This window comes from Microvirga flocculans ATCC BAA-817, from assembly GCF_000518665.1.
Lineage (GTDB): Bacteria > Pseudomonadota > Alphaproteobacteria > Rhizobiales > Beijerinckiaceae > Microvirga > Microvirga flocculans.
Map to the genome: position 1 here is coordinate 253856 of NZ_JAEA01000007.1, position 21138 is coordinate 274993.

Annotated in this window: 20 protein-coding genes and 1 other RNA gene; 4 read left to right on the forward strand and 17 right to left on the reverse strand. The window is 65.9% G+C overall.

The window, feature by feature from the left end; genetic code table 11:
• Positions 1-44 precede the first annotated feature (44 nt).
• The 15 genes from L879_RS0109600 to L879_RS0109670 form a co-directional block, all read right to left on the reverse strand.
• Positions 45-896 (reverse strand): C40 family peptidase, encoded by an 852-nt coding sequence (locus L879_RS0109600; RefSeq protein WP_027315920.1) that lies wholly within the window; start codon positions 894-896, stop codon positions 45-47.
• A complete protein-coding gene (locus L879_RS0109605; RefSeq protein WP_027315921.1) occupies positions 893-1240 on the reverse strand; it encodes a MarR family transcriptional regulator in 348 nt (115 codons plus the stop codon). Before L879_RS0109605 ends, L879_RS0109600 begins: the two co-directional genes overlap by 4 nt.
• Positions 1241-1315: 75 nt before the next feature.
• Positions 1316-2698: a leucyl aminopeptidase family protein gene (locus L879_RS0109610; protein WP_027315922.1), complete on the reverse strand. Its 1383-nt coding sequence runs from the start codon at positions 2696-2698 to the stop codon at positions 1316-1318.
• A 61-nt stretch (positions 2699-2759) separates the two neighbouring features.
• Positions 2760-3662: a 2-dehydro-3-deoxygalactonokinase gene (locus L879_RS21105; RefSeq protein ID WP_051435189.1), complete on the reverse strand. Its 903-nt coding sequence runs from the start codon at positions 3660-3662 to the stop codon at positions 2760-2762.
• Positions 3663-3710: 48 nt separating this feature from the next.
• Positions 3711-4340, reverse strand: coding sequence for a uracil phosphoribosyltransferase (gene upp / locus L879_RS0109620; RefSeq protein ID WP_027315923.1), 630 nt, complete (start codon positions 4338-4340; stop codon positions 3711-3713).
• Positions 4341-4376: 36 nt separating this feature from the next.
• Positions 4377-5630 (reverse strand): URC4/urg3 family protein, encoded by a 1254-nt coding sequence (locus tag L879_RS0109625; RefSeq protein ID WP_084020875.1) that lies wholly within the window; start codon positions 5628-5630, stop codon positions 4377-4379.
• Between the two features lie 87 nt (positions 5631-5717).
• The gene (locus L879_RS0109630; RefSeq protein WP_027315925.1) at positions 5718-6980 is read right to left on the reverse strand and encodes a GTP cyclohydrolase II; all 1263 of its coding nucleotides are present in this window, start codon (positions 6978-6980) and stop codon (positions 5718-5720) included.
• Positions 6981-7189: 209 nt separating this feature from the next.
• Positions 7190-8410 carry a phosphopentomutase gene (locus L879_RS0109635; RefSeq protein ID WP_027315926.1) on the reverse strand — a complete coding sequence of 407 codons (1221 nt, stop codon included), beginning with the start codon at positions 8408-8410 and terminating at the stop codon, positions 7190-7192.
• A gap of 202 nt (positions 8411-8612) precedes the next feature.
• Positions 8613-10241, reverse strand: coding sequence for an ABC transporter ATP-binding protein (locus L879_RS0109640; protein ID WP_027315927.1), 1629 nt, complete (start codon positions 10239-10241; stop codon positions 8613-8615).
• Positions 10238-11401, reverse strand: a complete 1164-nt coding sequence (locus L879_RS0109645; RefSeq protein ID WP_027315928.1) for an ABC transporter permease — start codon at positions 11399-11401, stop codon at positions 10238-10240. Before L879_RS0109645 ends, L879_RS0109640 begins: the two co-directional genes overlap by 4 nt.
• A gap of 1 nt (position 11402) precedes the next feature.
• On the reverse strand, positions 11403-12518 hold the full coding sequence (locus tag L879_RS0109650) for a microcin C ABC transporter permease YejB (protein WP_027315929.1): 1116 nt from the start codon (positions 12516-12518) through the stop codon (positions 11403-11405).
• Positions 12518-12652, reverse strand: a complete 135-nt coding sequence (locus tag L879_RS23205; RefSeq protein WP_084020877.1) for a DUF4260 family protein — start codon at positions 12650-12652, stop codon at positions 12518-12520. The genes L879_RS0109650 and L879_RS23205 overlap by 1 nt, the downstream gene beginning before the upstream one ends.
• Before the next feature lie 128 nt (positions 12653-12780).
• Positions 12781-14643, reverse strand: a complete 1863-nt coding sequence (locus tag L879_RS0109660; protein WP_027315930.1) for an extracellular solute-binding protein — start codon at positions 14641-14643, stop codon at positions 12781-12783.
• Positions 14640-16526: an extracellular solute-binding protein gene (locus L879_RS0109665; RefSeq protein WP_035459181.1), complete on the reverse strand. Its 1887-nt coding sequence runs from the start codon at positions 16524-16526 to the stop codon at positions 14640-14642. Before L879_RS0109665 ends, L879_RS0109660 begins: the two co-directional genes overlap by 4 nt.
• A 117-nt stretch (positions 16527-16643) precedes the next feature.
• Positions 16644-17186 (reverse strand): c-type cytochrome, encoded by a 543-nt coding sequence (locus L879_RS0109670; RefSeq protein WP_027315932.1) that lies wholly within the window; start codon positions 17184-17186, stop codon positions 16644-16646.
• Between the two features lie 270 nt (positions 17187-17456).
• Between L879_RS0109670 and L879_RS0109675 the strand changes: the two genes are divergently transcribed.
• The 3 genes from L879_RS0109675 to L879_RS0109685 are packed head-to-tail and all read left to right on the forward strand — an operon-like array spanning position 17457 to position 19581.
• Entirely contained in the window at positions 17457-18200 is a 744-nt protein-coding gene (locus L879_RS0109675) for a 3-deoxy-manno-octulosonate cytidylyltransferase (RefSeq protein WP_027315933.1), read from the forward strand.
• The gene (locus L879_RS0109680; RefSeq protein ID WP_027315934.1) at positions 18197-19051 is read left to right on the forward strand and encodes a prephenate dehydratase; all 855 of its coding nucleotides are present in this window, start codon (positions 18197-18199) and stop codon (positions 19049-19051) included. The genes L879_RS0109675 and L879_RS0109680 overlap by 4 nt, the downstream gene beginning before the upstream one ends.
• Complete coding sequence (locus L879_RS0109685) at positions 19048-19581, forward strand: GNAT family N-acetyltransferase (RefSeq protein WP_051435190.1); 534 nt, start codon at positions 19048-19050, stop codon at positions 19579-19581. The genes L879_RS0109680 and L879_RS0109685 overlap by 4 nt, the downstream gene beginning before the upstream one ends.
• 5 nt (positions 19582-19586) lie before the next feature.
• On the opposite strand, the gene nudC is transcribed toward L879_RS0109685, so the two are convergent.
• Together nudC and L879_RS0109695 are read right to left on the reverse strand one after the other, a co-directional pair.
• Positions 19587-20489 (reverse strand): NAD(+) diphosphatase, encoded by a 903-nt coding sequence (gene nudC, locus L879_RS0109690; protein ID WP_027315936.1) that lies wholly within the window; start codon positions 20487-20489, stop codon positions 19587-19589.
• A 4-nt stretch (positions 20490-20493) separates the two neighbouring features.
• Entirely contained in the window at positions 20494-20904 is a 411-nt protein-coding gene (locus L879_RS0109695; RefSeq protein ID WP_027315937.1) for an HIT domain-containing protein, read from the reverse strand.
• Between the two features lie 132 nt (positions 20905-21036).
• On the opposite strand from L879_RS0109695, the gene ffs reads away from it, so the two are divergent.
• Positions 21037-21133, forward strand: an RNA gene (gene ffs / locus L879_RS23210) — signal recognition particle sRNA small type.
• The last annotated feature ends 5 nt before the right edge of the window (positions 21134-21138 follow it).

Consider the following 21138-nt stretch of genomic DNA (forward strand, 5'->3'; position numbering starts at 1 on the left):
CGCATTTCTTGACGGCGAACCGGGTCCACTTCGCCGAAAATGCTCTAGCCCAGCCGCTTGATCGAACTGATCGGGCCGTAGCTCGTGCGGCGGATCCGCTCTTCGGCGACGGCCAGCGGCTCGATCATGACGGTCATGCTGTGGCCCGTGGCGTGGATGAAGTTCGACTCGTCCATCATCAGGCCCACATGACCCTTCCAGAACACGAGGTCGCCGCGCAGCAAGCCGCTCAGGCCCGGCGTCACCTCGACAGGCGTTCCTAAATCGCGCTCCTGCATGTCGCTGTCGCGCGGAGCCTTGATTCCTGCCGCGGTGAGGGCGGTCTGCGCCAGTCCCGAGCAATCGATGCCGAGGCTCGTCTTGCCGCCCCAGAGGTAGGGCGTGTGCAGGAAGCGCTCGGCCACGCCGACGTAATCGTCTTCGAACGCATCGAGATCGTCCAGATGCGGGGCGAAGACCCAGCCTCCGGTGGCGAGGCGCGCGTAATCTCCCTGCCTCTCCGTGACGGCGACCTTCGCATTCAAGGTCAGGTAGCTCAGATAGGGCAGCTTCAGGTTCGGACCCGGATATACGAAGGTGCGGACCGCGCGCACCTTGTGGGTCGGCTCGATCCCCGGTTCGTCGAGGGCGGCGCTCGGCAGGTAGCCCACATAGCCGTCGCCATGGAGCTGCACCCAGGCCCAGCCCTCATGCTCGTCATAAACGGTCACGCTTTCCCCGAAGATCGCCTGCGTGTCCACGGGCGCTTCGCGGGAGGGCTGACGGTGCAGGGCCGAGAAGGAGGCGACGACGCGCTTCACCGCGCCTGGCGTGTAACGCTCGGCCTCCACCTGACCGCGCAGGCGCTCATCGGCAAGATCGGCGCGGACAGGGGTGATGCGGCGGTCGAAATTCATCGGGGCAATTCCTTGGCTCTGGCCATGATCATGTCTCCTAGCCGCTCCACGGCCAAAGCGCCAGCCACGGTGCGCTGGATGACGACATTGCGGCGGTCAGCCTCGTCTCTCCTGCGGGAGACGAGGCCGAGCTTGCCGATGGTGTCCAGAGCGCGGGTGACGACGGGCTTGGTCACGTTGAGCTTCCTGGCCAATCCTCGCACCGTATGCGGGGGCGGCTCCAGGTAGATCGTGAGCAGAATGGCGATCTGCCGCGAGGAGAGGTCGCCGCCCTGGTGCACGAGGTCGAGATGGACGTCGTGCCAGAGTTTCAAGGACTGGAGAGGGCTCAACGCGATGGGCATGGCCGCACTGTTCGTTTCGGAGCCGTAAGTATTCGGACTCCGGGCGAACGGTGCAAGCAATGCCTGTCGCTATGCTTAAAGATCGTAGCGCTCCTTCAGGAGGGCGTACATCAGCCGGGCCGCCTGGACCTCACCGCCCTCAGGCCGGGCCGGCTTGGTGGCGCTGTTCCAGGCGAAGATGTCGAAATGCACATGCGCCTTCGCGGACTCGACGAAGCGACGCAGGAACAGGGCGGCGGTGATCGAGCCACCCATGGGCCCGCCGGTATTGTTCATGTCCGCGAACTTGGAATCGAGCTGGCTCTGGTAGGGATACCAGAGCGGCATGCGCCAGACGGGGTCGTTCTGTTCCGCGCCGTGGCGGGCAATGTCCGCGGCGAGCGCATCGTCATCCGTGTAGAAAGGCGGCAGCTCGGGGCCGAGGGCCACGCGGGCCGCGCCCGTGAGCGTCGCGAAATCGACGATCAGGTCGGGGCTCTCCTCGTCGGCGAGCGCGAGGGCGTCGGCCAGAATGAGGCGGCCTTCCGCATCCGTATTGCCGATCTCCACCGTGATGCCTTTCCGGCTGTCGAGGATATCGCCGGGGCGGAAGGCGTTGCTCGAAATCGAATTCTCGACGGCCGGGATGAGAACGCGCAAGCGTACCGGAAGCTTCGCGCCCATGATCATGTCGGCGAGCGCCAGCGTCGCGGCCGCGCCGCCCATGTCCTTGCGCATGAGCAGCATGGAGGACGAGGGCTTGATATCGAGGCCGCCGGTATCGAAGGCCACACCCTTGCCGACCAGCGTGATGCGCGGCGCATCGGCCTTGCCCCAGGTGAAGTCGATGAGGCGCGGCGGCGTGGCCGACGCGCGGCCCACCGCATGGATCATCGGGAAGTTCTGCTTGAGAAGATCGTCGCCGACGATGCTGGTGAAGGAGGCGCCATGCCGTTCCGCAATCCGTCGCGCAGCCGCTTCGATCCCGTCGGGGCCGAGATCGCTCGTCGGCGTGTTGACGAGATCGCGGCTTGCTGCGACGGCATCCGCGATGCGGGTCACCTCCTCCGCATCGACGCCGTTCGGTACCACGAGGCGCACGGATTTCTCATGGCGCTTGCGATAGCGGGAGAAGCCGTAGCTCCCCAGGAGCCAGGCAAGGGTTGCGAGCGCAGGGTTCGGCGCTTCCGTCTCGAAGCGATAGATTCCATCAGGCAGAACGCTCGGCAGCTTGCCGACCGCAAAGGGATCGCGCTGCTTGGCATCCCCGTTCGGCAAGCCGAAAGCGACGCCCGAGAGATTGCCATCCGCATCGGGCAGCAGGCAGTGGCTGCCGGCCTTGCCCTCGAAGCCTTGAGCCTTCGCAAAGCCCTGGGCCGCCTTCGGCAGCTGGGCCGAAACCGTGCTCCACGCGTTCTCCGTCACGAGCCAGATCGGAAGCGAGTTTTCGGCGGACGTGGCAAGAAGCGCGTGGGGCATAGGCTTTGACCTGAAGTTGAAGGCACTCGGAGCGAAGTTCTAAAGATGAAACGCGGTGCTGTCATCCCAGAGCATGATGACGCACGATTCGTGCGAGGCCTGCGATCAGGGCCTGCTGAGGGTTTTTCGACACTGCCGTGACGCCATGGCGTGCGAGGGCGTGAGCGTAGAGGTCAGCGCGCGCCCGATCGGCGAGGACGGTGACGGAGGAGGGGCGCCCGAACTGCGAGAGGGCGCCGTTGATCTCGTCGCCGGTGAGGAGACCCGAGAGGTAGGGCGCGAGCAGGGTGCTCGCCATATGCCCGGAAACGACGGCGGCGCGCGCGCCGAAGAGAAGATGCAGCAGGCCCACGCCGCTCGCGCCCCTGTTGCGCTCCGCCGCATCGAGACCCATGTCGAAGCCTCTCGGATCGGACGGTTCCGTCGCGGGCCTCCCGATCATGGAGTGCTCGCGCAAAAGCGCATACATCTCCCCCGTCATGAAAGTCGCGAAACGCTCGATGCGTCCGTCGCGCATGAGGATCCATTTGGGGTGCGTGCCCGCCGCGCAGATCAGCCCATCCGCGACGCCCGCGCCCAGCGCCAGGGTCTCCTCGCCGCGCATCACGTCCGACGCCCCAGGCGCGGGTTCGCAGAACAGGCCAGGAATGACGTGGCCCCTGCGCCCGTTCGCCAGCTCGACCGGCACGAGCGCCTGCGCGATCTCGGCGGGACCCGCGGGGCAGGAGGCGTAAGGCGCCTCGACCCAGCCCTCGCGGCTTCCCGCCATGCCGACGAGCATGACCGGCGCATCGGGCTCCGCGGCGAGCCAAGGCCCGCAATGCTTCAGAAAGATGTCGCGATGCTGGCCCTTGCGCAGGGTCGAGACGCCCTCATCCGACGAAATCTGATCGAGAATGGTCTCATTCTCGATCAGATAACCGCGAAAGCGGGTCGTTCCCCAGTCGGCGACGATGAAGCGCAAGTCCGGTGATCCATCCTGAGAGCTGCGCAGGGTTAAGTCGCTTCGGGGCTAACGCGTTCCGTACATGCGGTCGCCGGCATCGCCCAGGCCCGGCACGATATAGCCGTGGTCGTTGAGGCGCTCGTCGATGGAGGCGGTCCAGATATGCACGTCCGGATGGGCGCTGCGCAGCCTCTCGATGCCCTCGGGTGCGGCGAGAAGGCAGACGAAGCGCAGGTCCTTCGCGCCGCGCTCCTTCAGGCGTTCGATGGCGGCCACCGCCGAGTTCGCGGTGGCGAGCATCGGGTCGAGCACCAGCACCATGCGGTCGGCGAGGTCGGACGGCGCCTTGAAGTAGTATTCCACGGCCTGGAGCGATTCCGGATCGCGGTAGAGGCCGATATGGGCCACGCGCGCGGCGGGCACGAGGGTCAGCATGCCGTCCAGGAAGCCTACGCCCGCTCGCAGGATGGGAGCGAAGACCAGCTTCTTGCCGGCGATCTGCACGCCCTGCGTTTTGGTGAGCGGGGTCTCGATCTCGATATGCTCGACGGGCAGGTCGCGGGTCACCTCGTAGCAGAGCAGCATCCCGATCTCGTTGAGGAGCTGCCGGAAGCCCTTCGTCGAGCGCTCCTTCTCCCGCATCAAGGTCAGCTTGTGCTGAACCAGCGGATGATCGACCACCGTGACGCCCTGCATCTTTTTTCCCTCTTGGATTGTCGTGTGCTGATTCATTTAAAAAACTGTCCCGTCGCTGATCACGCTGAGAGGGGGCGACCCGTCGCCACGCTTCTCCTTCGCCAGCCTCCGCCCGGTTGCCCAGGTGCCGCCCTCGAGCACCTTGGCCAGGGGAAAGTCCGCCGCCGCGAATCCTAGCTTCGCGCGGATCGGTTCGGCAATGCGGTCGAGAAGGGCGACCGTCAAGGCCCGCCATTCCACCACGAGCTGCGAATCCACCGCATGAGCGCGGGTGGCGTCCGCAGGATCCTTCAGGGCGATAACGCCCGTATCCAGGAAAAGGCCGCCGTTGCGGTATTCGGGCAGGCCCGTGAGGCCGTCGATGTCGACCACGGTGAAACCGGCCCATTCGAGGGGCTCGATCAGGGAATAGGAAAGCCACTGGGAGAGCTTGTGGAAGGGGATCAGCCCCTTCGTGGCATCCGGGGCCTCGACCAGGGGATGGCGCCAGGTGTCGCCGAGATCGACCCCGCCGAGGACGATGCGGCCGGGCCAGATCGGCCCCAGATGGGCGAGCAGGGCCTCCAGGATCGCTGTTGCCTCGATGCTGCCGTTCTCGGCGGTCGCGGCGATCACGTCATAGAGGCCGCCAGGGCGGGGATCGTCGACCTGCCCGAAAATGTCCGGGTTGGTGGCCACCGTGCGCCCCAAGCGGTTGAGAAGCGCCGCGCGGCCTTCGAGACCCACGAGGGGGTTTTCGGCCGAAACCTGGAAGCCGGAGGCCAGGTCCTCGGGCGTAAGCGCCATCAGCACGTCCGCATCGACCCGGAACGGATCGTCCGGCCTGCTGGAAAAGGCGCCGCTCACGAACATGTCGAAGCTTGCCACGGCAAGCCCTTCGGAGCGAGCATAGGTTTCGCCCGTGCGTCCCTCTTCGTAGCGCCATTGCGCGCCCGCTCCCGCGTCGAGCAGGACAGAGACGATGGCGAGATCGAAGGCTGCGCGGGCCATGTCGGCGGCGCTTTCCCAGGGGGCGCCCTGCATCACCGCTTCCCAGCGCTCGTGCCCTCCGGCGGCGAAATGGCGCCAACGGGCATGGAAGGGGATATCGAGGGAGGGATAGGCCTCGCGGATGGTCTTCACGACCTCCTCGGCGCAGGCGGCGAGGCGGGCCGTATCGACCGTGAAATGCGCAAGCCTGTTTTCGAGGCCCGCCTGGAGGAGCTGGTGCGAGCGCGCCCGCACCGCGGCGGCGGACAGAAGGCTGCGGGCGGCTTTCGTTTCGGATGACAGGTCAGGCTGGTCGGTCACGCAGGGCTCCGGTGCTCTCCAATCGGCATGCGATAGCACAGTCTCGGGCAGCCCAGCATCCCCGGGCGAGACCGTTTGGCGAAAAGGTTAAAAGCGCTCCAGGTCGCGTCCCTTGACCCGTTCGAGATCGGCGGCATCCGGTGCGCCGTCCGGCGTGTAGTAGCCGGCGGCCTTCTTCGCTTCCAGCTCCACCTGCGCATCCGGGGGCACCAGTTCCGGCGGGATCGGCACGCGCTCCACCACCTCGATCCCTGAGCCTGTGATGGCGTCGTACTTCATGTTGGACATGGACATGAGCCGGTCGATGCGGCGGATGCCGAGCCAGTGCAGCACGTCGGGCATGAGCTGCTGGAAGCGCGCATCCTGTACGCCGGCCACGCATTCCGTGCGCTCGAAATAGGTGGCGGCGGAATCGCCGCCCTCCTGGCGCTTGCGGGCATTGTAGACGAGGAACTTGGTGACCTCGCCCAGCGCGCGGCCTTCCTTGCGGTTATAGGCGATCACGCCCACGCCGCCGGCCTGCGCTTCCTTCACGCATTCCTCGATGCCGTGAACGAGATAGGGACGGCAGGTGCAGATGTCGGAGCCGAACACGTCGGAACCGTTGCACTCGTCGTGGACGCGGCAGGCGATGCGGGTTTTCGTATCGCTCAGGCGCGACACGTCGCCCACCACATAGACCGTGATGTTTCCGATGGGCGGCAGGAACACGCTCATGTCGGGCCGCGTGACGAGCTCCGGGAACATGCCGCCGGTCTGCTCGAACAGGGTCCGGCGCAGCTCGCCCTCGGAGCAGCCGAAACGCTGGGCGATGCCGGGCAGGTACCAGACGGGATCGACGGCGATCTTCGTCACCGAGATATCGCCCGTCTCGTACAGGAAACCGCCATCGGCCTTGAGCCTGTTCGCGCCCATGGCGGACAGGATCTCCGGCATGTTCAGCCGCGCCTTGGTGACCGCGATGGAGGGGCGGATATCGAGGCCGCTGGCGATCTCGTCCTTATAGACCTCGCCGACCAGATGGCCCCAGGGGTCGATGGAAACGATCTTGCCCGGCTCGAACCATTGCGGATGGGGACCGACCTCGGCGGTGGGATGCGTATTGTGAAGGTCGGGCCGCGCCAGCGGGTTCAGCGCCCGTGCGGAGATCGCAAGGGCCCGGTAGAGCGAATACGAGCCGCCATGGGCGCCGATCACGTTGCGGTCGGACGGGTTGGTGACGGTGCCGATCACCGGCCCGCGTTCCGCAGGATCTTTCGCGCCCCACCGGATCGGGTGCTTGATGGTGCCTGCATTCGGCTCGGGATGGGAGGTGAGCCGGATATGGGTCGAGCGGTTGGGCGAGCTCATGAACGATCTTCCACGCAAGAACGGGAAGACTCCCCCACTGATCGTCGGAGAGCCTCCATACGACCCATGGAAGACTGATCCAAAGTTGCGAAGGCGTCAATGGCCCCGCAGAGGACGCGGAAATCCGGCCTTTGCGGGTGTTCGGACGGGGGCGAACGGTCCCGGTGCCATCCCCGATTTCGCCGGCGCAGTCCCGGGATGGGGCGAGCTTAAATCCACGAAGCTCCCTTGCCTTTGTGGGAAATGCCCAGATGCGCGAGCACCGCCGCGCCGATATCGGCAAAGCTCTCCCGCCGCCCGATGGTGCCGGGCCCGATCCCCGGCCCGAAGCTCAGGATCGGCGCGTGCTCGCGGGTGTGATCCGTGCCGCGCCAGGAGGGGTCGTTGCCGTGGTCGGCGGTGATGATGACGAGGTCGCCGCTCTTCAGCGCCGCTTCGATCTCCGGGATGCGCCGGTCGAAGGCCTCCAGCGCCGCCGCATAGCCGGGAATGTCGCGGCGATGGCCGAACTCGCTGTCGAAATCGACGAGGTTCGCGAAGACGAAGCCGCCATCGGGAAGGTCCCTCATGGCGTCGATGGCGGCGGAGAGGCAGGCGTCGTTGCCGTTGGGCTTGACCTCCCGGCCCGTCGAGCGGTGGGCGAAGATGTCGCCGATCTTGCCGACGGTGACGATGGAGCGCCCCGCCTTGTTCAGCGTGTCGAGAATGGTGTCCGAGGGCGGCGGCGTGGCGAAATCCTTGCGGTTGCCGGTGCGCTTGAAGCCCGTCTCGGGGGAGCCGACGAAGGGGCGGGCGATCACGCGGCCGATCCTGTACGCGTCGCAGATCTCGCGCCCGATCCGGCACAGCTCGTAGAGCCGCTCCAGGCCGAAGCTCTCCTCGTGGGCGGCGATCTGAAGCACGCTGTCGACGGAGGTATAGACGATGGGCTTGCCCGTGCGCATGTGCTCCACGCCCAGCTCGTCGATGATGGCGGTGCCGGAGGCATGCTTGTTGCCGAGAATGCCGGGCAGGTTGCCGCGCTCGATGAGCGCTGCCGTCAATTCCTCTGGGAAACTCGGGATCGTGTTGGGGAAATAGCCCCAGTCGAAGGCGACGGGCACGCCCGCGATCTCCCAATGGCCCGAGGGCGTGTCCTTGCCCTTGGAGGTCTCGACGCCGTAACCCCAGGCGCCTTTCAGGGGACCCTGCGGTGCCAGGTTCGGCGGCAAGCGTCCCGTGGAGGCCTCGCAGGCGAGCCCGAGGCCGAGCGCCGTCATATGCGGCAGATGGAGCAGCCCCCGCCGAAGGCCGCCCCGGTCGCCGCGGCCTTCGGCGCAGGCTTCTGCAATGTGCCCGACCGTGTCGGCACCGGCATCTCCATAGGCGTCAGCATCTTCCGCCCCGCCGATACCGACGGAATCGAGCACGATGAGAAGAGCGCGAGGCATCCGTTCCAATCCTTCAAGCCGTGAGAATCACGAGTGATACGTCATTGCGGCAAAAGATGCGACGGTCCTTCGTGACGAGGGTGCCTGCCATTCCTGTTGCCCTGGGGCGCAAGGGGTCGCATTCCCATGGCCCGGGAGGCGTTCCGGGCCGCGCATGCGGGGCCTCGGCCTGTGGATTTCTTCAAGCCCGGGCCCTGCGCCCCTACTGCCGGACCGCGTTCGAGGCCGCGGTTTCGAGGTTGAAGGCGGCGGCGAAGAGCGCCTTGGTGTAATCCGTCTTTGGCGCGGCGAAGATGCTCTCGGCCGAACCTTCCTCGACGATCCTGCCGTTCTGCATCACCACCACGTGGTTGGCGAGCGCCCGCACGACCTTCAGGTCGTGGCTGATGAACAGGTAGGCGAGGTCGCGGCGCTTCTGGAGATCGCGCAGCAATTCGACGATCTGCGCCTGCACCGACATGTCGAGGGCGGAGGTGGGCTCGTCGAGCATGATGAATTGCGGCTCCAGCGCCATGGCGCGGGCAATGGCGATGCGCTGGCGCTGGCCGCCGGAGAACTCGTGCGGGTAGCGGTCCATGGTGGCGGGATCGAGTCCCACATCGTGCAGGGCCTTCGCCACCACGTCGCGGCGCTGCGCGTAGGTCAGGCTCCTGTTCTGGACGAGGAGGCCCTCCTCGACGATCTCGGCCACCGAAAGGCGCGGGGAGAGCGAGCCGTAAGGGTCTTGGAACACCACCTGAAGGTTCTTGCGCATCGGGCGGATCTCCCTTGAGCGCAAGCCGTCGATGCGGTTGCCGAGAAAGACGACGGGGCCTTCCGACTGTATCAGACGCAGGATGGCGAGTCCTAGGGTCGTCTTGCCGGAACCGGACTCGCCCACGACGCCCACGGTCTCGCCTCTGCGCACGCGCACGGACACGCCGTCCACCGCCTTCACATGGCCGACGGTTCTTTGCAGGAAGCCGCGCTTGATCGGGAACCAGACCTTGAGGGGACCCGCCTCGACGACGGTCGGCGCATCCGCGGGCACGGGATTGGCGCGGCCCTTCGGCTCCGCCGCGAGCAGCTGCTGCGTGTAGGGGTGCTGCGGGTTGCCGAAGACCTCCGCCACCGTTCCCTGCTCGACGATCTTGCCCTTGAGCATCACGCAGACCCGGTCGGCCACCTTCCGCACGATGCCGAGATCGTGCGTGATGAAGAGCATGGACATGCCGAGCCGGCCTTTGAGCTCGGCGAGAAGCTTCAGGATCTGCGCCTGCACCGTCACGTCGAGCGCGGTGGTCGGCTCGTCGGCAATGAACAGGTCCGGCTCGTTGGCCAGCGCCATGGCGATCATCACGCGCTGGCGCTGGCCGCCGGAGAGCTGGTGTGGATAGGCGTCGAGTCTCGATTCCGCATCGCGGATCCCGACCAGATCGAGCAGTTCGAGCGTGCGGGCGCGTGCCTCGCGATCCGAGAAGCCGCGATGCAATTTCAGGATCTCGCCCACCTGCCGCTCGATGGTGTGGAGCGGGTTGAGCGAGGTCATCGGCTCCTGGAACACCATGGTGATGTCGTTGCCGCGGACCTTGCGCATCGCGTCCTCGTCCGCCGCGATCAGGTCCTTGCCCTTGAAGAGAATGCGGCCGGAAGGATGATGCGCGGCAGGATAGGGCAGGAGCTTGAGGGCGGAGAGAGCCGTGACGGACTTGCCAGATCCCGACTCGCCTACCAGCGCCACCGTCTCGCCGGGCATCACGTCGAACGATACGCGGTCGACCGCCAGCATGTCGCGCTCGCCCTGGCGGAAGGCGACGGAGAGATCCTGCACGGAGAGGAGAGGCTCTGTCATCGGAACGTCTTCCGCGGATCGAAGGCGTCGCGCACGGCTTCGCCGATGAAGATGAGAAGGCTGAGCATGAGGGCGATCACGAAGAAGCCCGCAAGGCCGAGCCACGGCGCCTGCAGGTTGGCCTTGCCCTGCGCCAGAAGCTCGCCGAGGGACGGCGATCCCGGCGGCAGCCCGAAGCCCAGGAAGTCGAGGGAGGTAAGCGTCGTGATCGAGCCGTTGATGATGAACGGCATGAAGGTGAGCGTCGCCACCATGGCGTTGGGCAACAGGTGCTTGAACATGATGGTGGCGTTGGAGAGGCCGAGCGCTCTGGCGGCGCGCACGTATTCGAAGTTCCGCGCGCGCAGAAACTCCGCGCGCACGACGCCGACGAGCGACACCCAGGAGAAGAGCAGCAGGATGCCGAGCAGCACGAAGAAGCTCGGGGTGATCACGGCCGAGATGATGATCAGCAGGTAGAGCGAGGGAATCGCGGTCCAGATCTCGATGAAGCGCTGGAACAGAAGATCCGTCCAGCCGCCGTAATAGCCCTGCACCGCGCCGGCCAGGATGCCGATGATCGACGAAATCCCTGCGAGCGTGAGGCCGAACAGAACCGAGATGCGGAAGCCGTAGATCAGGCGCGCCACCACGTCGCGCCCCTGGTCGTCGGTGCCGAGCCAGTTCCACTCGATGTCCTTGCAGCCCGTTCCGCCGGTGCGCTCCGCGATGGGGCGGCACTGCTCGTCGGTGAGCATCCAGGTCGGCGGCGCGGGGGCCGGAACGGGAAGGTCGAGGTTGTGCGTGTTGTAGGAGAAGCGGACCGGCGCCCAGAGCAGCCAGCCGTTGCCCTGGATTTCCTTGGCGATCACCGGGTCGCGATAATCGGTCTGTGCCAGGAACCCGCCGAACTTCTCCTCCGGATAATCGACGAAGGCCGGATAGAGCAGCTCGCCCTTGTAGGAGGCGAGGATCGGCCTGTCGTTGGCGATCAGCTCCGCGAAGAGGCTCAGGACGAACAGGACCATGAAGATCCAAAACGACCAGGAGCCGCGCCGGTTCGCTTTGAAGTTCTGAAGCCTCCTCCGGTTGAGCGGCGAGAGCTTGATGAAGCCCTCTCGCGGCAGCGGCGGGGCGACGGGCGATGATGCGGGGGAGACGAGCGGAACGTTCTCGTTCATCTCACGCCTCCCGGGTTTCGAAGTCGATCCGCGGATCGATCCAAGTATAGGTGAGGTCGGAGATGAGGTTCACCGCCAGTCCCATCAGGGAGAAGATGTAGAGGTTGGCGAAGACCACCGGATAGTCGCGGTTTACGATGGACTCGAAGGAGAGAAGGCCCAGCCCGTCGAGGGAGAAGATCGTCTCGATGAGGAGCGCGCCCGCGAAGAATGCGCCGATGAAGGCCCCGGGAAAGCCTGCGATTACGATGAGCATCGCGTTGCGGAACACGTGGCCGTAGAGAACCTGCCGCTCGGAGAGGCCCTTCATCCGTGCGGTGAGCACGTATTGCTTGCGGATCTCGTCGAGGAACGAGTTCTTCGTGAGCAGGGTCGAGGTGGCGAAGGCGCCGAGCGCCATGGCGGTAATCGGCAGCACGAGGTGCCAGAGATAATCGGCGATCTGCCAATACCAGGGCAGGGTGGACCAGCCTTCCGAGATCAGTCCGCGCAAGGGAAAGACCTGCCAGAACGACCCGCCCGCGAACAGCACGATCAGGAGGATCGCGAACAGGAAGCCGGGAATCGCATAGCCGACGATGACCACCGCGGATGTCCAGATGTCGAAGGAGGAGCCGTCCTGCACAGCCTTCTTGATGCCGAGGGGAATTGAGATGGCGTAGGAGAGCAGCGTCATCCAGAGGCCGAGACTGACCGAAACGGGAAGCTTCTCCTTGATCAGCTCCAGCACCGAGATGTCGCGGAAATAGCTCCTGCCGAAATCGAAACGCGCGTAGTCCCAGAGCATTTTCAGGAAGCGCTCATGGGCCGGTTTGTCGAAGCCGAACTGCGCTTCGAGTTGCTTGATGAATTGCGGGTCGAGGCCCTGCGCGCCGCGATAGCGCGACGAGGAGGCGTCTCCCGCGCCTGCGCCGCCGGGGGGTTGGCCTCCCCCCGAGAAGTCGCCGCCGCCGCCCGAGATGCGCGCGGTGGCGCCCGTGTCCATGCCCTGAAGCTGGGCGATGATGCGCTCCACGGGGCCGCCGGGGGCGAACTGCACCAGGACGAACGAGATCAGCATGATCCCCAGGATGGTGGGGATCATGAGCAGGACACGACGCGCGATATAAGCCAGCATCAAGCGCCCGCCGGCTGGCGGCCGATGCGGCCGGGATGGGTGTCGTTGAAGCCGGAGGTGTCTTTCAAGCCATATCCCAACATGCGGTCGAATCCGATATGCGCCGCCCGGATGGCGGCAGTCGCGAGCAGCATAGAGCCCTTGAGAAAAAGACCAAGCCCCGTCGGACCGCAGGCCCGAGGGCGAAGAGAGCCGCGCCGTCCGGCCTCAGGGGCGGAAGCGGCCACTCAGCGGCGCTGCGTGATGTCGGTCCGTTCAAGCCTTACCCTCGCCCGATCCGTTTCGCCTTCTCGGCATCGTACCACCAGGTTCCCGGTGCGCCCGAGGCGAAGCGTGGCTTGGTCTGGGGGCGTGAAAACTCGTCCCAGTAGGCGATCCAGTCGCTGGCCCGGTACCACATGGGAACCCAATAATGGCCCGCCCGAAGCACCCGGTCCAGGGCGCGGCAGGCGATGGTGAGGTCCCGCCGCGACTTGGCGGTGGCAATGGTCTCGACCAGCGCATCGACAGCGGGATCGTTAATTCCGGCGATGTTCTGCGATCCTGGCCGCTTTCCGGCTGCCGAACCGTAAACGAGCCGCAGGCTGTCCCCAGGCGTCGCCGAGCCGCCGAGATTGCGGCTTGCCATGTCGAAGTCGTATTCCTCCATGCGGCGCTGGTACTGCGCCGCGTCCACGATGCGCGAAAACGCATCGATGCCGAGCCGTTTCAGGTTGGCCTGGAACGGCTGGGTATGCGGCTGGAGCGACGGCTGGAAATCGAGGAACTCGATGCGGAACGGCTGACCGCTCGGCAATTTGAGCACGCCGCCCTCGCGCTTGCAGCCGGCCTCCCGCAGGAGTTCGTCCGCGCGGCGCAGCAGGCGCCGGTCCTGTCCCGTGCCGTCGGAGACGGGCGGCAGAGGAGGGTCCCCGAACACCGAGGCGGGAAGCCTGTCACGGAACGGCTCCAGCAGCGCCGTTTCCTCCGGCGACGGCGCGCCCACGGCCTTCATGTCGCTGTTCTCGAAGAACGACGTCGTGCGCTTGTAGAGGCCGAACATGATGTTCGTGTTGGTCCATTCGAAATCGAAGGCGAGACCGATGGCTTCCCGAATGCGCGGATCCTTGAACGCGTCGCGGCGCGTGTTGAAGTACCAGCCCTGGATGGTGGAGGGAGCGCCGCTCTCGATGTCCTCCCTCTTCACGCGGCCGTCCTGCACGGCGGGAAAGTCGTATCCCGTCGCCCAGATTCGGGACGTGTATTCCTCGTTGTAGTTGAGCGTGCCGTTCTTGAAGGCCTCGAAGGCCACGGTGCGGTCGCGGAAATACTCGTAGCGGATGCGGTCGAAATTGTTCTGGCCCACATTCACCGGAAGATCCTTGGCCCAGTAATCCGGCACGCGCTCGAACTCGATGAAGCGCCCGACTTCGAAGCGCCCGACCTTGTAGGGGCCCGATCCCAGGGGTGCTTCCAGGGTCGAGGCCTCGAAGTCCTTTCCCTGCCAGTCGCGCTCGGAGAAGATCGGCATGCCGGCGATCACGAGATGCAGGTCGCGGCTGCGCCGGGGCGTCAGCCGGACACGCAGGATCTCGTCGGATTCGGCCTCCGCCGACTCCATCTGCGTGAGCAGCTGGGCATAGAGCGGATGCCCCTTCGTCTTGAGGATGTTCAGGGAGAACGCCGCGTCCTTCGCGGTCAGCCGCGAGCCGTCGTGAAAGCGCGCTTCCGGTCGAAGGAAGAAGCGGTATGTCAGTTTGTCGGCGCTCACGTGCACGCTCTTCGCAACGAGGCCGTAGAGCGCATCCGGTTCGTCGCCGCCGCCCGCCATCAGGCTGTCGAAGGTGCTGCTCATGCCGGCCGCGCCGTCGCCTTTCAGCACAAAGATGTTGAGCGTGTTGAATGTATCGAAATTCTGGTTGCCGAAGGTCTGCTTGAGCTGGATCGCCAGCGTCCCGCCTTTCGGCGCCGCCGGATTCACGTAATCGAAATGCTTGAAGTCAGGGGCGTATTTCAATTCGCCGAAGCTCGAGAGGCCATGGACCTCCGTTTCGCCGTCCTGGGCGCGCCCGATCTTGGGAAGAACGGACAGGGCGGCGGTCGCTGCGCCGGTCTTGAGAATGCTGCGGCGGGTCAGTCGCGTCATCGCGGCGCTCCGGTCTTGGCGGCCTTGGCCGCGTCGTACCACCAGATGGTCGGGAAGCTCGCCGCGCCGTAGCGCGGCATGGTCACGGGATGGCTGTAACGGTCCCAGCGCGCGGTGCGCTGCTTGCGGTAGGTCCATTGCGGAACGACGTAGTCATGCGCCAGCAGCACCCGGTCGAGGGCCTTCGTCGCCGCCACGAGTTCTTCCCGATCCTTGGCGAAGATCACATTGTCGATCAGGGCGTCGACGGCCGGGTCGGCGATGCCGGAGAGGTTGCGGGAGCCTTCGCGTGCGGCTGCCTGCGAGCCCCAGTATTCGCGCTGTTCGTTGCCGGGCGAGAGGGATTGCCCCCAGACGCCGGTGACGATGTCGAAATCGAAGGAGCGGGTGCGGTTGATGTATTGCGCCTCATCGACGGTGCGCACGGAGACCGCAATGCCGAGGCGTTCGAGCGATGCCTTGTAGGGCAGGAACACGCGCTCGTCGTTGGGGCTGTCCGCCAGCAGCTCGACGCTGAGGGTTTCGCCTTTCGCGTTGACCCGGCGCCTGTCCTTGATCTCCCATCCCGCTTCCTTGAGGAGGCGGTCGGCCTCGCGCAGGTTGTTGCGGATCGCTTCGGGCGAGTCGTTGACCGGGTTCCGGTAAGGTGTCGTGAAGACTTCCGGAGGAATCTTGTCGCGCATGGATTCGAGCAGGGCCAGCTCCCGGCCTTCCGGCAGGCCGGACGAAGCCAGTTCGAGACCGGAGAAATAGCTGCCGACGCGTTCGTATTGTCCGTAGAACAGCGTCTTGTTCAGCTCCTCGAAGGGAAAGGCGAGATTGAACGCGCGGCGCACGCGCGGGTCCTTGAACTTGTCGCGGCGCAGATTGAGCACGAAGGCCTGCATCACGCCGCTCGCGCGGATCGGGAATTCCTCCAGCACCACGCGGCCTTCGGTGCGCGCCGGAAAGTCGTATCCCACCGCCCAGTTGCGCGCGCTGTTCTCGGAGCGGAAGTCGATCCGGTCCGCCTTGAAGGCTTCGAGCAGCACCGTCGCGTCGCGGTAATACTCGTAACGGATCTCGTCGAAGTTGTTCTGGCCCACATTCACGTTGACGGCAGCGCCCCAGTAATCCTTCACGCGCTCATAAGCGGCGTTGCGGCCAGGCTCGAAGCTCTTCAGGCGATAGGGGCCCGAGCCCAATGGCGGTTCCAGGGTCGTCTGCGCGACGTCGCGTTTGCGTCCGTCGGGAGCCGTTCCCTCCCACCAGTGCTTCGGCAGCACGATCAGCTGCCCCATGATCTGCGGCAATTCCCGGTTGCCCTTCTCGTCGAAGGTGAACCTCACCTCTCGCTCGCCGAGTTTTTCCGCCTTCGTGACGTTGGCGTAGTAGAAGGCGTAGGTGGGGCTGTTGGCCTTGAGCGCCTCGAAGGAGAAGATCACGTCGTCGGCCGTCACGGGCTTCCCGTCGTGCCAGCGCGCCTCGGGACGCAGGCGGAAGGTCACGGAGGAATAATCGTCCGGATAGGCGAACGCCTCCGCCAGGAGGCCGTAGGAGGCGCTCGGCTCGTCCAGGGCCGAGGTGGTGAGCGTCTCGTAGATCAGGCCCAGGCCCTGCTCCGGCGCGCCCTTCACGCCCGCCACCACGATGTTGAAGCTGTCGAAGGTGCCCTGGGCCCCCAGCCGCACCAGCCCGCCCTTGGGGGCGTCCGGGTTCACGTAGTCGAAATGCTTGAAGCCTTTAGGATATTTCGGCTCGCCGAGAAGGGCCGCGCCATGCCGCCAGGGCGCGTCCTGGGCAGCGAGGGGCGAGATTGCGAGGCAGGCGGCCAGGAGGCCCGGCAGAAGGGAGCGGATCACACGGCGTCTCCTGAAGATGAGGCGTCTGTCGGCAGGGTACATTTTTGTGCCCGCCGGGGCGAGCGCAAGGGAGAACGCCCGAAACGTAAGGACGGCGCAAAAACAAAAGAGCCGGGCTTCGCGCCCGGCTCCTGTGAAACGTGAAGCTGTTCTGCCGCCTTACTGGGCGGCCGGGAAAGCAACCGGATTGTCGGACAGGGTCCGCAGGTAGGCCAGGAGATCGGCGCGGTCCTGGGCACCGGCAAGGCCTGCGAAGGCCATGATCGTGCCGGGCGCCGCCTGCTTCGGGTTGTGGATGAAGGCGTCCAGCGCCTCGTAGGTCCAGTTGCCGCCATGGGCCTTCATGCCGGCCGAATAGTTGAAGCCCTCATGCGAGGCGGCCGGGCGGCCCACGACGCCGTAGAGATTCGGGCCGACCTTGTTCGGGCCGCCCTTCTCGAAGGTGTGGCAGGAGGCGCACTTGCGGGCCTGGGCCTGGCCCTTGGCCGGATCGGCCTTGGCGAGGAGGACCGGCAGCGGCTCTGCCGCAGCGGCCGCAGGGCCCGCGCCGGCGGCGGCGCCTTCCTCGGGGGAGGGGAGGTCGTAACCGGGAACGGCGGGCTTGTGGGGAGCGAACAGGCCGCCGGCGATGACGTTGACGCCGACCACGAAGAGAAGCGAAGCGAAAACGGCGCCCGCGATCTTATTCGTCTCGATATTCATAGGTTTGGCTCTCCTCGCCTTCGTACAACCGGCGACACCAGCGCAGCAGAAAGGATCCGCGGGCGAGCGCCCGCGACGGGGCGTTGCTTAGCCGTAGTCGAGGGGGTTTGACAATGGGGTTTTCGGGAGTTTTCGCCGTTCTCGTGGTCGCAGCTCGGGTTTGCAACACCTAAAGTCGGCCGAGCTCCCGGGATCCGTCTGGCCGGAGCCCATGACAAAGAGGGCTGCCCTTGCTAAGGACGCGCAGGCTTTCCATCGAAGATCCCATCAATGTCCGATCCTCTCGTTCTCATTCCCGCCCGCCTGGCCGCGACCCGCCTGCCGAACAAGCCCCTCGCCGACATCGGGGGCGAGCCCATGATCGTTCATGTCTGGCGCCGGGCCATGGAGGCGGGGATCGGGCCGGTCGCCGTGGCGACGGATGCCCCCGCCATCGCCGAGGCCGTCGCCAGCGCCGGAGGGCAGGCGGTCATGACCCGGGCGGACCACGCCTCCGGCTCTGATCGCATTTTCGAGGCTGTGGAAAAGCTCGACCCCGAGGGCAGGCACGATGTGGTCGTGAACGTCCAGGGCGACCTACCTACGGTGGATCCGAGGGCCATCGCGGCCTCCGTCGCCCCGCTGAGCGATCCCGCCGTCGATCTCGCGACGCTCGTCGCCTTGATCGGACGCGAGGAGGAAAAGACCGATCCCAACGTGGTGAAAATGGTGGGAAGCCAAGTCTCTCCCCACCGCTTCCGGGCGCTCTACTTCACCCGCGCGACCGCGCCTTACGGGGACGGGCCGCTCTATCATCACATCGGCCTTTACGCCTATCGCCGCAAGGCGCTGCAGCGTTTCGTGGGGCTGAAACCCTCTCCGCTTGAAATCCGCGAGAAGCTGGAGCAATTGCGCGCCCTGGAAGCCGGCATGCGCATCGACGCCGTCGTCGTCGAGGATGTGCCCCTCGGCGTCGACACGCCGCACGACCTGGAAAGGGCGCGCGCCATCATCGCGGCTCGGAGGACAGCATGAGCAAGATCATTTCATTCCAGGGCGAGCGCGGCGCCAATTCGCATACCGCCTGCTCGGAGGCGCGTCCGGATTGGGAGGTCCTGCCGTGCCCGACCTTCGAGGACGCCTTCGCCGTCGTAAAGGAAGGAACGGCGGAACTCGCCATGATCCCGATCGAGAACTCCATCGCGGGGCGGGTGGCCGACATTCATCACCTCCTGCCGACGTCGGGGCTGCACATTGTCGGCGAGCACTTCCTGCCGATCCATTTTCACCTGATGGCGATCCCTGAAGCCAATCTCGGCACCATCAAGAGCGTCCACAGCCATGTGCATGCGCTGGGCCAGTGCCGCAAGATCATCCGCAAGCTCGGGCTCAAGGCCGTCGTCGCGGGCGACACGGCGGGCTCCGCCCGCGAGGTGTCCGAGTCGAAGGACCCGACCCGGGCCTCGCTCGCTCCACCCATGGCGGCCGGAATCTACGGCCTGAAGGTCCTGGCCGAGAACGTCGAGGACGAGGCCCACAACACCACGCGCTTCGTGATCCTCTCCAGGACGCCGCAATGGGCGCCTGCCGGAAAAGGCCCGACCGTCACGTCCTTCGTCTTCCGCGTCCGCAACCTGCCCGCCGCGCTCTACAAGGCGCTCGGAGGCTTTGCGACCAACGGCATCAACATGACGAAGCTCGAGAGCTACATGCTCGAAGGCGAGTTCCTGGCCACCCAGTTCTATGCGGAGGTCGACGGCCATCCGGAGGACGCCAATCTCAAGCGGGCGCTGGAGGAGCTCGAGTTCTTCTCCCGCGAGCTGCGCATTCTCGGCGTCTATCCGGCCGATCCGTTCCGCGAGAAGATCCGGGACGCGGCGGCGTGAGAATCCTGATCCGGGAGGGCGGCGAAGCCGATATCGAAGGCATCGCCAGGGTCCATGTCCAGGGATGGAGGGAAACCTACAAGGATTTCCTCTCGCCTGACGCCCTTGCCGGATTGTCCGTCGACGAGCGTGTGCAGATGTGGCGGAAGGTGCTGGCGCAGCCTGACCCTCAGGCCAAGCTGCTGGTCGCGGAAGCCGAGACGGGTGAGATCGTCGGGTTCATCCGCGGCGGCCCCCTTCGGGACAAGGCCCCCGACCTGCTCGCAACGGACGCCGAAATCTTCGTCCTCTACCTGCTCGACAGGGTCAAGCGGCAGGGCCTGGGGCGCGAACTCATGTCCCGCGTTCTCGATCACCTCTTCGCCCAGGGCTGCTCTTCCGTCGGCCTGTGGGTGCTCAAGGACAATCTCGCCGCGCGCCGGTTCTATGAAGCGCTGGGCGGACGTCCCGGACCGGAGCAATCCTTCGACCTGCGCGGGCAGGGCGTGACCGAGATCGCCTACAGGTTCGACCGGCCGGGGCTCCCGTAAGCCGCCTATTTCTTCACCCATTCCCGCAGGAGATGGTTCGCGATCGCGATGGGGGCGGGAGCGGCGAAATGCTCGTGGGAGCCTTCTAGCATGCGCGTCACATCGTCCTTGCTGAACCAGCGGGCGTCATCCAGTTCCTCGCCGTCGAAATGGATCTCGTCGGTAAGGGCCTCGCCGATGCAGCCGATCATGATGTTCGACGGGAAGGGCCAGGGCTGGGAGGCGAGATAGCGCACCGCGCCGACCCGGATGCCGGATTCCTCGAAGGTCTCGCGACGGACCGCGTCCTCGACGGTCTCCCCAGGCTCCAGGAAGCCCGCAAGGCAGGAATACATCTTTTCCGGAAAGCGCGGCTGGCGACCCATGAGGCATTTGTCGCCGCGGACGATCAGCATGATCACCACCGGGTCGGTGCGGGGGAAATGCTGGGCGCCGCAGGCCGCGCAATCGCGGCGGAAACCGGCCTGAGCGGGCTGCGTCGGCGCGCCGCAATTGGCGCAGAAGCGGTGGCGGCGATGCCAGTCGAGCAAGGACTTGGCCATGGCCAGAAGCCCGAGTTCCTCCGCCGGCACGAGGCCCCGCATCGCGATGGAGCGCAGATCCGTCACCGTGAAGGCCGGATCGTTCTGGAAAAGACCGGCGGCCTCGGGCGCGGCCAGGGTCGCCACCACCGGGCGCTCGCCCAGGGTGCCGAGGAAGACCTGTTCCTGGTGCGCGGCAAGACGCCCCATGGCGTCTGACGGGAGGAGGCTTGTGCCCGGCTCGCCGGTCTGGAGGACCGGCAGATCGCCTGCCAGGATCACCTGGGCGGTCCGGGAATCCTGGGCGGCCTTGACGAGCGCCTCGGGGTCCCGCTCCGCGCTGTGGCGGACGAGCGGGTTCGTGATGTAGGCGATGGGACGGGTCATGAGGTCAGGCTGCCGCGAAAAGGGAGGCGGCGCGCTCGATCAGGGCGGTGGCCGCGTGAGGAGGGTAGGGCGTCCGGGTGCCGTGCCCCCAGACGGGGCCGGGCCAGGCGGGATCGGAGCGGAAGCGCCCGATCACATGGACATGAAGCTGCGTCACGATGTTGCCGAGCGCGCCCACGTTCACCTTGTCGGGCTTGGAGAGCTCCAGCATGACCTTGGTCGCGATGCGGATCTCCTGCATGAGCTGGGCGGACTGCTCCTCCGAGAGGTCCGTCAACTCGCTGAGCCCCGCGATGCGCGGCACCAGGACGAACCAGGGAAACCGGGCGTCGTTCAGGAGCAGGACGGAGGAGAGGACCAGGTCCCCGACGGGGATCGTGTCGGCTTCGAGCCGGGAATCGAGCGTGAATGTCATGGCGCTATGTAACCGAGCCTGCGCCGTCGTGTCAGCCGCCCTGTCGCCTGCTCCATCCCGCCAGCCGAGATGACCGTGGAGTGCGCGCGTTTCCAACTTGCGTTCCTGCCCCGAAACGCCCATATAGCCACTGGGAGGTTGGCGAGGGACGTCTCACTCGCCAACCGGGTCAGGTCCGGAAGGAAGCAGCCCTAACGAGACCGAACGGGTCTTCGTCCAGCCTCCCACCTTATC